Genomic DNA, 12,404 nt, shown 5'->3' with positions numbered 1-12,404 from the left:
AACTAAAACGCCAGGTCCGGTAAATTCTCTGTATCAAGTGGACCTTCACCTAACGCTGCCACATCTTCTTCAATCTTCTTGTGCCAGTTGGTTTCATTCCAGATCTGAAAGGTTTTACCCTGGCCAGCAAGCAGCACTTCCTTTTCTAGCTGCGCGTATTCACGCAGTACAGGAGGTAGAAGAATACGTCCGTTGCCATCGATTTCATGCTCAGAGGCATGACCGAGTAGCATACGTTTAATACGACGTTGGTTAGGATCGGTATTGGAAAAAGTGTCTAGGGTTGCTTCGAGTTGCTCCCATTGGGGTAGTGGGAAAAGCAGTAAACACGGGTCAAACAGGTCAATCGTCACCACAATTTGGTTAGCGCAAGCATCATGAAAACGCGAACGGTACTTCGCCGGAATGGCGATACGACCTTTCGCGTCCATATTGATTGCTGTTGCGCCTCTAAACATTGGCTTCTAATGACCCCATTTAACTCGATGTATGAAATAACGATTCAACTTAACCGCGGAGAGGGTTTAGAAAGCGGTTTGCTGGGAGAGAGCTCAACCAACTGCTTTCTAAACTCCCAATTCCACTGAAATCAGGTCTCGATATCTCACTTCTTACAACGCTCAGTAGTCGTTTGATCGTCACTGATCCTTTACGATCCACTTTGCGACACTTTTCTCCACTTATCTACACTATATGAAGTTTGCTTGATTTTTGCAAGGCAAATTTGCAAGTAAAATGTGAAAAATGTCCTTATTTGACAAACACTTAGCGCCCGTTAGTTGGCACTAACAAACACCTGAAAATAAAAATCAAGTTTTTCATCAAATTAGCGTTATAAGTTAGAAATTACTTTAAGTTAAGGTGTGAATTAAAAGATAAAAATATCAATAAAAGTACTGTTTCGAGCCTAAAAAGCCCTGTTATTAGTCTAAAATTTTACAATCTGGTGTTTTCTACACAATCGAACAACACCGCTTATTATCCTATAACTAAGCGTCATATGGTAGTGGTTTATCCCTCTGGTATTTCGTTTCCATGTTGCATACACTGGCTTAATCCAGCTTTATCATGAAACGACTAAGCCTATGAATTATCAAGAAATTTTTGAGAAGATCAGTGACGAGCTAAAGGACTTCGAACAAATTGGTCAGGTAGCGGCCTATATTCCTGCCCTGGCCAAGGCAAACCCAAATAGTTTTGGCATGTATTTAGTTACTGAAGAAGGTCATGAATACGCTCACGGTGACACCGACACCCCTTTTTCCATACAGAGCATATCCAAGGTTCTTTCGCTGGTCTACGCCTTTAAGTTAGTCGGTACTGACTTATGGAAGCGAGTTGGCGTCGAACCGTCAGGTAGCCCTTTCAACTCCCTGGTGCAGTTAGAATACGAACAGGGGATTCCACGTAACCCTCTAATTAATGCAGGTGCCATCGTCATTTGCGATATCTTGCTCAGTCACCTGAACGAGCCTTACGATAACTTTATAGCCTTCGTTCGTGAGCTGGCCGGTAACTCCGGTATCGACTACAGCAGTAAAACCGCCGAATCCGAAAAAGCCTGCGGTTTTAAAAATAATGCTCACATTAACCTGATGAAGTCTTTTGGTAATATCGAAAATGATGTTGAAGAGGTACTGGATTTCTATTTCCACCTCTGCTCCATCGAAATGTCCTGCAAAGATCTTGCGCAAACCTTTATGTTTCTCGCCAGAAGCGGCAAAAACCCGCTTAACGGTAAGCAAGTACTCAGTGCCCGAGAAACCAAACGGATTAATGCCATTATGCTACTGTGTGGTTTTTATGATGAGGCTGGCGAGTTTGCTTTTAAGGTGGGCTTACCCGGAAAAAGTGGCGTCGGCGGCGGTATCGTTGCGATTTACCCTGATCAATACAGTATTGCCGTCTGGAGTCCTGGACTCAACAGTAAAGGTAACTCCAGCAAAGGTATTAAGGCGCTGGAAATTTTCACCACCATCACCCAATCCAACGTTTTCGGGCCCTCTCCCATCTTTGACGAACTTGAATACGAATAAAAACTTAAAGTAGCAATGGACAATCTCTTACAAAAGCTTCATCTTTTACGACTATATCCGAGCGATCAATTATAGTTAAATAACAATCGAACCAACGGATGGTTCCACTCTTCAGGAAGAAGAGTGAGGAAATGTTCTCAGGAAGGGAGCAGCTCAGGACGAGGACTCAAGGAAAGAGTATCTTAATGGAAGAGAATCGCTCAGGAAGAGCGTGTTGATGAAAAGGGGACCTGCACAGGACGTGCAGCCCCCTTCAACACTTAGAGCAATAACCCAAAACGGACAAACGGAAAAGGAATTTAATTTATATAACAACTCTCTCTTATCACTACCCCAATCTGAAGCAGCTGATATAGAAACATCATAATTAACAATAGGTTTGAATAGTCTATTCTTAAATCAGTTACCTTCAGTGCAGCAGCCAGCGCACAGACTACCCCTGACTACCCCTAAGTTTTGCGCTGGCTGTTTTTTTATCTCATAAACACCCTGTCGTTTTGCCAAAACCAGCAAGCTGAGGCAAACTAAGCGCATCATAAAAAACACAGAAAACTCATGGGCACAAATCGACAACTCGAACACAGCGACCACCAAAGAAAAACCACTACACATCCTATTCGGCTACTCGCCCATAACATCACCGTCCCCATGAACGTCGGCAGTTTATTCCGCATCAGCGATGCTCTTGGCGTAGAGAAAATTTATCTTTCCGGCGATACGCCAACACCACCCAGTAATAAAATCAGAAAAACCTCACGCAGTACCGAAAAGTACGTTGATTACGAAGCTGTAGATAACCACATCGAATTAATAAAAGAATTAACAAAACAAAACTACAGTATTATTGCATTAGAAATCACCAGCGACAGTATTCCACTGCAAGAACTAAAGTTAGAAAAAGACACCAAGGTATGTTTAATACTCGGCTCGGAAAATACAGGCGTCAGCAAAGACTTACTCGCACTAGCCGACATCACCACGCATATTCCAATGTTAGGAAATAACTCATCAATGAATGTCGCAACCGCTTGTGGGATAGCGGTTTATGAATTGAGTAAAAATTTATGAGCGAGGCTGCTGGTAAGTATCAATATCAATAACAGCCCCAATTTCCCCTAAAAATTTAACGGTTTCAGTATCGAAGCCAATTGCAGGCATTGAAGTTTTATCATCAGTAGAAAAACTCAGTACAACTTCTAGCCTTGGTATTAGTTTGAATCTATTTATTGCTTCTAAAAGCTTATCTTTCTTATAAATTAATTGAGCTACTATCTCAGATGACATTTCAAAAACGTCAATGTAATCTTCAATTAAATTTTCTGTTAAAAAATCCAAGAAGTCTTTCTGATCATATATCCTTTTGTCGATTTTCCTTTATAACTCACCTTAGTGGGTTCAATGCCTAAAAGCTTAGTAACTTCTTCGGGAACAAACTCATCTCCACCTAAGGCAAAATATACTCTACACTGATGTTTTCTAGGCACTTTTCGTTTTACTATTTTGTTTCGATTAAATATTGATGCCATGTTAGCACACCGAAAAACTAAAGGCATAAAACTACAAAGTTATAGCCTTGGAAATCACCAATGAAAACATTCCACTACAAGAATTACAATTAGAAATGAGTCAAAAGATTTTCTAACCCTCGGCTAGGAAAACACCGGGATTATCGAAGAATTACTGCAACAACCAACTTCAGCAGCCACATTCCTAAAGGGATTCTTTTCAGTCACTTATTCGTCTTAGCTAAATTAGTCTATCCCCCAAGGAGATTCCCTGCGATCACCAACCAATTTACGCTATAACTTCTCCTCACTCGGCTAACTTTAAGGGGAGCTGTAAAAGCACAAGCCTGCGCCAGTATCCCCTTATATTGAGCTGAGCGAAATGAAAGGCATAGCAATTTGAATTTGTGACCAACGGAAATACCCTTGGTAGATGATTCAAATAGTGAAAAACAGGCCAGGGATGGGCTGTATTTCACGGTGCGTTAAATGATTTGAATGAAGTGAAGGAAGTTATTTGAAAAATAACCTCAATATCGGGGTGCGGTTCTTTTTGCCTTCTTTTTCCCCTAAAGGGACTCCCGGTGGTCGCTTACTAGCATAAAAAGTATCTCACTATAAAAGTGAAAGAAATACCCAAAACAGACCTAGGTTTAAAAAAGACTCAATTGTTGGGTTACGCCTAACCCAACCTACGACTATAATTGTAGAGATTGCTTCGGCATGCGCCTCGCAATGACAAGAATAGGAAAAGATCCCCGCTTTCCCCTAAAGGGATTCCCTTTGGTCACGCGAGAGGGATGACGAAATTGATGAAAGCTAGCCGATAAGCCGCTTCTCTTGTGAAAAGTGCGTCTTGGACAGTCATTCAACGAATGACTTTACAGCAACCTAAACGAGCTCTCCATGCCGTAGAAATTCCCTTCGGTCACCTAAACAAGGGAAAAGACTAGAAATAAAGAAAAGCTGGCCGATAAGCCGGATTCTGTCGTGGACAGTCATTCGTCTAGGCCATCAATCGCTCGATGGCTCCAGCAACCTACCCGGTTCCAACGCGAGCCACGCCATACGGAACCCTATTTGGTCTTGCTTCGGGTGGGGTTTACCATGCCGCTTACTGTTGCCAGAAGCGCGGTGCGCTCTTACCGCACCATTTCAACCTTACCTGCTCCGAAGAACATCGGCGGTATATTTTCTGCTGCACTTTCCGTCAGCTTACGCCGCCCAGGCGTTATCTGGCACCCTGCTCTGTGAAGTCCGGACTTTCCTCCCCTCATGCCCTAAGGCACGAGCAGCGACTGTCTGGCCAGCTTTGCAGCAAGTTTAGTCCTCGCACAAAAAAAGGCAAGGAAAATTTGCCTCTTCTTGTCTCTCTATACAGGTTTGTAATTATTTCTCGAGGATGTTTTCCTCAAACCACTCCCTGAACATCCGCTTTTCATAGTAAAAGCCTTCACTGTATCGTTTCCATGTTTTCTCATGGTAAAGATAGTTCATGTCCTTAATTTTCGCTTCCCCCTCTTTTAAGACTTTACCCGTACTGTTGGTCAACTTGTAGGTAAAAGTCATCCGGGGAAAATAAATATCCTTCATGATACGTATCTCATTCACTCTTGCCAGCAAAACATGTCCGGCCAAGTCGAGATCTCTTATGTCGATGGCTAATGTCTGCCCATCCGGTAACTCTCCGCCGTACTCTTTAAAGAATTTATCAAAGCTTTCACGAACACGCTTATGGAAAGGTCCTTTGGGTTCCATCGCTGGGCGCACATCACGATAATCATTAAAGTCACCCCACGTCACCTGGATTGCCGACACCCCTTTTGCCTTCTTCGTATCATCACTAGCACTGATGGCTGGCGCCAAAGCCAACATTGAGGTAGCAAGAATACTTGTTAATACAAACTTTAAGTTACGCATATAACCTCCGATTAGTTATCTTTTTGCTCCAGCGCCCACTGATATAGCTCTTTCTTTTTAACACCTGTAATTTGCGCTGCGAGCTTAGCGGCTTTATTTGGCGGTAACTCACTCAGTAAGCTGCTCATCACCGCTTTAGCCTCAGAACTCAAACCAACACTGGCAGAAGCATTGCCTTCTACCATGAGTACAAACTCGCCTTTCTGTTGGTTGGAATCCGTTAACATGGTCTCTATTACTATAGACGTGTCAGCCGAGATGATTGTTTCAAAGTTTTTGGTTAATTCCCTGGCGATAACGATAGGCCTATCGCCTAAAACTTCCAGCAAATCCTTCAAACTGTCAACAATTCGGTGCGAAGATTCATAAAATACCAATGTTTCCTTATGCTCACTGAACGCTTGAAAGCGAGCTTGTCTGGCTCGGCTTTTAGCGGGCAAAAACCCCCAGAAGCTAAAGCTGTCGGTAGCCAGACCGGCAACCGATAAAGCGCTGATAATAGCGCTGGCGCCGGGAATCGGACTGACTTGGTACCCCTTGGCTCGCAGCGCTCTAACCAGCTTAAACCCCGGATCACTAATCAACGGCGTTCCGGCATCAGAAATTAATCCGATAGACTTGCCCTGCTCCAGTTTGTCAGTTATTTGTTGTATCCGCGCTTCTTCATTATGTTCATGTAATGACATCATGGGCGTTTTAATGGCGTAATGCTCCATCAGGCGCTGACTATGTCGCGTATCTTCAGCGCATATTAAGTCAACCTGCTGTAATGTCTTAACAGCGCGGTAAGTGATATCCTCGATATTGCCGATTGGCGTAGCAACGACATAGAGTACCCCAGCACTGGCGGAAACTTCTTGCTGTGTCTCAAAATTAGTCTTGTTAGAATCTGTCAAATGTGTCATGGGTTCTTTGCCTTGTTAAGCGCTTACGCATAAAATAGTGGGGCTGTTATTCTTTCATAAAACGCCCCTGCTGGAGAATATTTTTCTGTCCAGCGCGGTGGATGGCGCAGTTAATAGCCGGTCTATTAATGCAACTGATAACAATGCTGGGCTGGAAAATAATCCCAGCCCTGTGGGTAGCGGTTAAAATCACGCTACTCTTTGTTCTGAGCCGATTCATTTAGAATAACTAAATTTTGCTATCTCACGCCTCGACTGGCGTGATTTTAAACACAACAGGGGTGATTTATGAAAGAACAACAGCCCCTGTAATTATTTCTTGAGAATGGAATTATGACAAAAAAGTCTTTTAACAAGAACCTGTTATTAGCAATTAGCGGGGTTTTACTGACAGCCTGTGTCACGACCCAGACTAATCGAACTAATACCGATCACAGTATCAGAGATCGTGTGGCTCAGCCTCCTGAGTATTACCTGAGCCAGGCAGAGAAGCAACAAGGAACTGCACAAGCCCCACTAAAACTGAAGGCGGCGATTGCGTATAAAGAACAAGGCGCCGATGCTGAATCCTATGCCTTATTGCGCTCATTCCAGCCAACAGAGCTGCCGCTTGAAGAGCGTGACGCTTATTACCTGTTGTTTGGCGAAGTGGCTTTAACTCAGGACAAGCCATTTGAAGCAATTCGTTCATTACAATCAATCGGCAACCCACAGCAACACAGTCCAGCATGGCAGGCTCACTACGCTATCCAGTTAGCTGACAGTCTGGCAGCCAATAACCGGCTGGCTGATGCCGCCGTCACCCGCCTGCAGGCAGAATCACAATATAATGATCGACGCATTGCCGAGCAGCAGCGTGAAAAAGCCTGGCAAGAGCTAATCAACTCACCGCTGGGAGCGATCGAAATAAAACGAAACCGAGCAGCAGACCACCAGGTACTTGGCTGGCTGGATATGGCAGTTATCTATCATCGTTACGCACGGAGCGCCTCCAGCATGTCAGCCGCTATGGATGAATGGTCACAAATTTACCCAGAACATCCGGCCAGCAGTTATATCGATATGAGCCAAATCGGCTCAATCGACTTTGCTGTGACGACACCCCAAAAGGTAGGCCTTTTCGTCCCGATTACGGGTAAGCTGGCTCCTGTAGGCCAACTGATCCGCGATGGGTTCATGTCGGGTTACTACCAGCAGGCTAACATTGCCGAATCGGCGGATGTGGTGGTTTACGATACCCATGGCATTGATATGCAAACGCTGTATCAGCAGGCATTCGAGGATGGCGTAGATTTTATTGTCGGACCATTGCTTAAATCGAATATAGATGAGCTGGTGGCTCAATCCAACCTACCGATTCCAACGCTCGCCTTGAATCGTCTGGACTCAAGCTATGTTCCTAATAATTTTTTCCAGTTCGGGCTACCCATTGAGGATGAAGCACGACAGATAGCCCGTCATGCAATTCGACAAGGACAAAGTCGTGCTTTCGTCATTAATGCCGACACCTCGCTTGGTAAGCGCGCCATCACAGCATTTACCGAAGAATTTGAGCAAATGGGTGGGTTTATTGTAAAAACCGCTAACATTTCCCATAACCAGAATGTCAAAGCGGCGGTGATGGCGATGCTGGGGGCCGATCAGGCAGAAAAGCGAGCGAAAGATTTACAGAACCTGCTCAATGTTCCTGTCGAAGCCAGCGGCCAGGGCTCTGCCACAGCCGACTTTATTTTTATGGTCTCTAAAGTGGACAGGGCGCGAATTATTAAGCCGTACCTGAACTACTATTACGCTTACGATCTGCCTGTATACGCTACCTCCGCCATTTACACCGGCAGTACCAATCCAACTCGCGATAACGACCTGGATGGCATATCCTTTACTGATGCGCCATGGATGCTGGGCAGTACCGAAGACATTCAGGATAGTCGTCTACGTATGCGCCAGCTGGTGCCAAATTCAACAAACAGCTTAGCCCGTTTCTTTGCACTCGGTCATGATGCTTTCCGAATTATTCCAGAGCTGCCAGAGTTTGCGCAGAACCCAGGCCATCAAGTTAACGGCTTATCCGGGGATTTAACCATGGATTCATACGGCAGATTTATTCGTCAGTTGTCCTGGGGCTTGTTCCGTAGTGGGAAAGTAATTCCTGTAAATCAGTAAGTTGGGGGAACTTTAATTACCCGACAGGTCAAAACAATCAAGGAAGATTATGTTATCACGTCGCAAGGGCGATAAAGTTGAGCGTTATGTTGAAAAATATTTAACACAACAAAAGTTACGTTTAGTCGAACGTAACTTCAGCTCAAGATACGGTGAAATCGACCTCATCATGGAAGATGGAGACACGCTGGTTTTTATCGAGGTCAGGTTTCGAGCAAACACGAATCACGGTAGTGGTGCCGAGACTGTCGATTACCGAAAGCAACAGAAAATTATTAAAACGGCACAATTTTTTCTGCAGCAACAAAAAAAATATCAACAACTGAATTGTCGTTTTGACGTAGTTTCCGTAACATTAGGGCACAAATCCCTGTCAGCCGATTGGCTTAAAAATGCCTTTCAACTGTCCGGCTGGTAAAGAACAACTAGGCTATCATGATAGAACGTATACGCGATATATTTACTGAAAGTATTCAAACCAAAATTGCTGCTGCAGATTCGCTCCCCGAATCCATTCAAAAAGCGGGACAACTGATGGTCAATAGCCTACTACAGGGCAATAAGATACTGAGTTGTGGTAACGGTGGTTCTGCCGGCGATGCACAGCACTTTTCTTCAGAGATGCTGAACCGTTTTGAGCGTGAGCGTCCGAGTCTGCCAGCCATAGCTTTAACCACAGATACCGGCACTTTAACGTCGATTTCCAACGATTACAGTTATAATGATATCTTTGCCAAACAACTACGGGCATTGGGCCAACCGGGAGATATACTTTTAGCCATCTCCACCAGTGGTAATTCACGTAATGTGATCAATGCCATGGAAACTGCGCTCAGTAAGGATATGCTTATCGTCGCCCTCACGGGCAAAGATGGTGGCGAAATGGCCGGGCTGGTTGGCCAGAACGATGTGGAAATCCGTGTTCCCTCCAATTCTACCGCCCGCATTCAGGAAGTTCATTTAGTCGTCATTCACGCATTGTGTGATTTTATTGATAACTCTTTATTTGGTACCGAGGCTTAATCCCATGACTATTCAACAACTCTTACGCGCTTCTACTATTGCTATGGCAGCGCTGTTTCTATTACCCGCTTGTACCACATTCGGCACGGTAGCCGAGGATAGCAGTATCGAAAGTCGTGTTTTAACCTTAACGGATGCGATTGAAGCGAAAAACAAGCCCTCCTTTATTGGAGTCGAAAGCCATAACCTGTACGTTTTAATCTATGGTCAGGTACCAAGCCAGGCAGTAAAAAACCAGGTTTCGAATGAAATCCGTGGCATTCCTGAAATTCGTAAAGTATTTAACGAGCTGCGCGTTGCCGATCCAAACAAGGTCAGCACCATGTCAGACACCTGGATCACGACCAAGGTAAAATCCAGCCTGGCCGCGGAAAAAGGTTTGGACTCGAAGCGAATAAAAGTAACGACAGAAGCTGGCGAAGTGTTTTTGATGGGACTGGTTACGCGCGAAGAAGGTGATAAAGCGGCGTTGGTTGCACGCAATATCTCAGGTGTTAAAAAGGTCGTTAAAATATTCGAGTACATCAACTAATCAATCAGTTGATCAAAAAAGCCCAGCAACTGCTGGGCTTTTTTATATCCCAACGACAATCACTGGCAGATATTGGTATTGGTCATGCTGACCACTTCCCGAACCTTGAATTGTCCGTCATAGTCACTGGCAAAGCCATCGGTTGCCTTCCCTATTTTATCACCTCTAAAAGACACATATACCGGTTGATACGGTTTACCCACCATGCCCGTATAACGCTCGGACAGCTGGGACATTACCCCTTCATTACCGACAACCCAGTACTCGATTTTTTCGCCACAGGGCTGGAATGAATTTACTTCATGGCCGTAGATATAACTGCCACTCACAACGTCCTCTGATGGCGACTCTACTGAACGTGTTTCGGTGGTTTTGCAGGATTGAACGATCAACGCGGCACCGAGGATCAAAGACAATTTAATAACCGTTCTTTTCATAATGAGCACCTTTATTTAATGACCGTTTCCGGATTCACTGGCGAACCATAACGGGTATGTATACGCACGTGGACATGATCGGTAATACCATTCTTATAACGATTAGTTAAGGTTTTTGCTTTACCAATAATGCTGGTTCCAGCTTGCACTACCTGATTAACAATATTCACCGCTGGCTCAATGTACCAGACCCAGCATTTAGTACCGTCGCTCGCTTCAATTTCCACACCCTGTAAGACATTAGCATCAACACCTGACGCATAGGGTCTGGAAATCCTCACAACTTTACCAGAAACCGGTGCTTCGATGCTCTGGTTAGGTTGTGAAATATAATCAGCACCGTCGTGGGTACGGCGTCCTCTGGATGCACCATAATGCCCTTCACCATAGGCATCTGCGGTACGAATAGCTTTACCTGTTGGATTACTATAGCGCACTGGCCATAGATTCTTTATGGTCTTACCATAAGGAGAGACAATACCATCAGGTTGACGCATAAGAGAAGATTGATAATAGTTAATGGCGCCCTGAGTATTTGGACCGTAGATACCATCTACCGTTAAGGCAGGTCGAGAGCGGAGACGCTGATTCAATACGTACTGAACCACCTTTACATCACGACGATTATTGGATGAGTTCTCCCCAACAGCATTTCTTAGCATATTAATTCCTTATTCCCTGAATACAATGTGTCCCACTGATTGTATTCAAATTATAAGAAAATGCTAAGATAAATTTAAGAAATGAGATGCAGTTCTTACTAAGAAGAAAGTCGCCTGCTATTTGACGACTTTTAGATTTGGTCGACCTTTAGGTGGAGTCGGCGGTTCGTCGTCCGGTCCATCTCCGTTGTCATGATTGTCAGGACCCTGTGGTGGCTCTTGATTATCGTCATCACCGTACATATTTGGTGAGAACATAATGCCCTGATCATTTTCTCGTGCATAAACAGCAACGATGGAATTCATCGGAATATAAACATTTAATGATTTACCCGAAAAGCGCGCACTGAAGCTTAAATAGTCGTGGTTAAGTTCAAAGTTAGCCACAGCCTCGGGCGCTATATTAAGGACAATTTTACCATCATTGGCAAATTGCTGAGGAACATCAACATCCGGGTACGAGCAATCGACCAAAACCTGCGGGGTCCAATCATTATCGACCATCCACTCGTAGTAGGCGATCAAGAGGTAGGGCTGTAATGGCGTTGCATTCGCCATTACATTAACCCAAGTTTCATTTCGCGTTCTTCTTCCGTCAAGCTGACCTTGAAAGATTCACGCTCAAAGATACGTTCCATATATTCGTGAATAGCTTTACTGCCACGGCCACTGATCTCAATACCGAGTTTATCAGCACGCCACAACAAAGGAGCAATCACACAATCAACCAATGAGAACTCATCACTCATAAAGTAAGGGTTACTCGCAAAAACGGGCGACAGGGCCAAGATGCTTTCTTGAAGCTCTTTACGTGCCTTTTTGGCTTTTGCTTCCGTTCCATTGACGATGATTTCATATTGACTGTACCACTCCTTTTCGATGCGATGCATCATCAAGCGGCTACGACCACGAGTCACCGGATAGACTGGCATCAAAGGTGGGTGCGGGAAACGCTCATCCAGATACTCCATGACAATGCTTGCCTCATAGAGCACCAGATCTCGGTCAATCAGAGTCGGCACCGAACCATAAGGATTCAAATCCAACAAATCTTCCGGAACCTTGTCTGAAGTCACCTCGACAACTTCATAGTTAACACCCTTCTCCGCCAATACGATACGCGCCTGGTGGCTGTATACATCATTACCCGAATAAAGTGTCATTACCGAACGTTTGGCAACTACGGCCATACTTTTTCTCCTAAACAATTTGAGCCTCAAG

At 44.6% G+C, this 12,404-nt stretch carries 15 protein-coding genes and 1 other RNA gene; 6 read left to right on the top strand and 10 right to left on the bottom strand.

The annotated features are described in order from the left end of the window. Positions 1 to 2: 2 nt before the first annotated feature. Complete coding sequence (gene mraZ / locus H7708_RS05395) at positions 3 to 458, bottom strand: division/cell wall cluster transcriptional repressor MraZ (protein WP_223669456.1); 456 nt, start codon at positions 456 to 458, stop codon at positions 3 to 5. 627 nt (positions 459 to 1,085) lie between these two features. Here mraZ and H7708_RS05390 point away from each other — a divergent pair. Next, on the top strand, positions 1,086 to 2,036 hold the full coding sequence (locus H7708_RS05390) for a glutaminase (protein ID WP_223669455.1): 951 nt from the start codon (positions 1,086 to 1,088) through the stop codon (positions 2,034 to 2,036). A gap of 555 nt (positions 2,037 to 2,591) precedes the next feature. Next, on the top strand, positions 2,592 to 3,104 hold the full coding sequence (locus H7708_RS05385) for a TrmH family RNA methyltransferase (RefSeq protein ID WP_223669454.1): 513 nt from the start codon (positions 2,592 to 2,594) through the stop codon (positions 3,102 to 3,104). Here H7708_RS05385 and H7708_RS05380 read toward each other — a convergent pair. The 5 genes from H7708_RS05380 to rsmI all read right to left on the bottom strand — a co-directional run bounded on the left by H7708_RS05380 (position 3,099) and on the right by rsmI (position 6,366). Further along, a complete protein-coding gene (locus H7708_RS05380) occupies positions 3,099 to 3,371 on the bottom strand; it encodes a DUF4279 domain-containing protein (RefSeq protein WP_223669453.1) in 273 nt (90 codons plus the stop codon). The genes H7708_RS05385 and H7708_RS05380 overlap by 6 nt on opposite strands. After that, positions 3,359 to 3,562, bottom strand: a complete 204-nt coding sequence (locus H7708_RS05375) for a DUF4279 domain-containing protein (RefSeq protein ID WP_223669452.1) — start codon at positions 3,560 to 3,562, stop codon at positions 3,359 to 3,361. Before H7708_RS05375 ends, H7708_RS05380 begins: the two co-directional genes overlap by 13 nt. A gap of 937 nt (positions 3,563 to 4,499) precedes the next feature. Next, an RNA gene (gene rnpB / locus H7708_RS05370) (RNase P RNA component class A) lies at positions 4,500 to 4,855 on the bottom strand. A gap of 75 nt (positions 4,856 to 4,930) precedes the next feature. Further along, positions 4,931 to 5,461, bottom strand: coding sequence for a DUF3016 domain-containing protein (locus H7708_RS05365; protein WP_223669451.1), 531 nt, complete (start codon positions 5,459 to 5,461; stop codon positions 4,931 to 4,933). Positions 5,462 to 5,472: 11 nt separating this feature from the next. Next, positions 5,473 to 6,366, bottom strand: a complete 894-nt coding sequence (rsmI, locus tag H7708_RS05360; protein WP_223669450.1) for a 16S rRNA (cytidine(1402)-2'-O)-methyltransferase — start codon at positions 6,364 to 6,366, stop codon at positions 5,473 to 5,475. A 333-nt stretch (positions 6,367 to 6,699) separates the two neighbouring features. On the opposite strand from rsmI, the gene H7708_RS05355 reads away from it, so the two are divergent. Genes H7708_RS05355 through H7708_RS05340 form a run of 4 tightly spaced genes read left to right on the top strand, consistent with a single transcriptional unit; the run spans position 6,700 to position 10,084 of the window. After that, positions 6,700 to 8,529 (top strand): penicillin-binding protein activator, encoded by a 1,830-nt coding sequence (locus H7708_RS05355; RefSeq protein ID WP_223669449.1) that lies wholly within the window; start codon positions 6,700 to 6,702, stop codon positions 8,527 to 8,529. Positions 8,530 to 8,578: 49 nt separating this feature from the next. Then, a complete protein-coding gene (locus tag H7708_RS05350; protein WP_223669448.1) occupies positions 8,579 to 8,947 on the top strand; it encodes a YraN family protein in 369 nt (122 codons plus the stop codon). Between the two features lie 17 nt (positions 8,948 to 8,964). Further along, positions 8,965 to 9,552 (top strand): phosphoheptose isomerase, encoded by a 588-nt coding sequence (locus tag H7708_RS05345; RefSeq protein ID WP_223669447.1) that lies wholly within the window; start codon positions 8,965 to 8,967, stop codon positions 9,550 to 9,552. Between the two features lie 4 nt (positions 9,553 to 9,556). After that, positions 9,557 to 10,084 carry a BON domain-containing protein gene (locus tag H7708_RS05340; RefSeq protein ID WP_223669446.1) on the top strand — a complete coding sequence of 176 codons (528 nt, stop codon included), beginning with the start codon at positions 9,557 to 9,559 and terminating at the stop codon, positions 10,082 to 10,084. Between the two features lie 59 nt (positions 10,085 to 10,143). On the opposite strand, the gene H7708_RS05335 is transcribed toward H7708_RS05340, so the two are convergent. The 4 genes from H7708_RS05335 to sspA form a co-directional block, all read right to left on the bottom strand. Continuing rightward, positions 10,144 to 10,521: a hypothetical protein gene (locus tag H7708_RS05335; RefSeq protein ID WP_223669445.1), complete on the bottom strand. Its 378-nt coding sequence runs from the start codon at positions 10,519 to 10,521 to the stop codon at positions 10,144 to 10,146. Between the two features lie 11 nt (positions 10,522 to 10,532). Continuing rightward, the gene (locus tag H7708_RS05330) at positions 10,533 to 11,183 is read right to left on the bottom strand and encodes a peptidoglycan-binding protein (protein WP_223669444.1); all 651 of its coding nucleotides are present in this window, start codon (positions 11,181 to 11,183) and stop codon (positions 10,533 to 10,535) included. A 117-nt stretch (positions 11,184 to 11,300) separates the two neighbouring features. Next, positions 11,301 to 11,741, bottom strand: a complete 441-nt coding sequence (locus H7708_RS05325) for a ClpXP protease specificity-enhancing factor (protein WP_223669443.1) — start codon at positions 11,739 to 11,741, stop codon at positions 11,301 to 11,303. Beyond that, positions 11,741 to 12,373 (bottom strand): stringent starvation protein SspA, encoded by a 633-nt coding sequence (sspA, locus tag H7708_RS05320; protein WP_223669442.1) that lies wholly within the window; start codon positions 12,371 to 12,373, stop codon positions 11,741 to 11,743. Before sspA ends, H7708_RS05325 begins: the two co-directional genes overlap by 1 nt. Positions 12,374 to 12,404: the final 31 nt, after the last annotated feature.

Origin of the sequence: Kangiella shandongensis (assembly GCF_020005365.1) — a bacterium.
Classification (GTDB): domain Bacteria; phylum Pseudomonadota; class Gammaproteobacteria; order Enterobacterales; family Kangiellaceae; genus Kangiella; species Kangiella shandongensis.
Note: the sequence above shows the minus strand (reverse complement) of the source record. Positions and strands in the feature narration are given on the sequence as shown.

Coding starts and splice junctions, on each gene's coding strand:
- mraZ (WP_223669456.1), bottom strand. CDS start 458: ATGTTTAGAGGCGCAACAGCAATCAATATGGACGCGAAAGGTCGTATC.
- rsmI (WP_223669450.1), bottom strand. CDS start 6,366: ATGACACATTTGACAGATTCTAACAAGACTAATTTTGAGACACAGCAA.
- H7708_RS05375 (WP_223669452.1), bottom strand. CDS start 3,562: ATGGCATCAATATTTAATCGAAACAAAATAGTAAAACGAAAAGTGCCT.
- H7708_RS05390 (WP_223669455.1), top strand. CDS start 1,086: ATGAATTATCAAGAAATTTTTGAGAAGATCAGTGACGAGCTAAAGGAC.
- H7708_RS05325 (WP_223669443.1), bottom strand. CDS start 11,741: ATGGCGAATGCAACGCCATTACAGCCCTACCTCTTGATCGCCTACTAC.
- H7708_RS05350 (WP_223669448.1), top strand. CDS start 8,579: ATGTTATCACGTCGCAAGGGCGATAAAGTTGAGCGTTATGTTGAAAAA.
- H7708_RS05335 (WP_223669445.1), bottom strand. CDS start 10,521: ATGAAAAGAACGGTTATTAAATTGTCTTTGATCCTCGGTGCCGCGTTG.
- H7708_RS05365 (WP_223669451.1), bottom strand. CDS start 5,461: ATGCGTAACTTAAAGTTTGTATTAACAAGTATTCTTGCTACCTCAATG.
- H7708_RS05340 (WP_223669446.1), top strand. CDS start 9,557: ATGACTATTCAACAACTCTTACGCGCTTCTACTATTGCTATGGCAGCG.
- sspA (WP_223669442.1), bottom strand. CDS start 12,373: ATGGCCGTAGTTGCCAAACGTTCGGTAATGACACTTTATTCGGGTAAT.
- H7708_RS05385 (WP_223669454.1), top strand. CDS start 2,592: ATGGGCACAAATCGACAACTCGAACACAGCGACCACCAAAGAAAAACC.
- H7708_RS05345 (WP_223669447.1), top strand. CDS start 8,965: ATGATAGAACGTATACGCGATATATTTACTGAAAGTATTCAAACCAAA.
- H7708_RS05330 (WP_223669444.1), bottom strand. CDS start 11,183: ATGCTAAGAAATGCTGTTGGGGAGAACTCATCCAATAATCGTCGTGAT.
- H7708_RS05355 (WP_223669449.1), top strand. CDS start 6,700: ATGACAAAAAAGTCTTTTAACAAGAACCTGTTATTAGCAATTAGCGGG.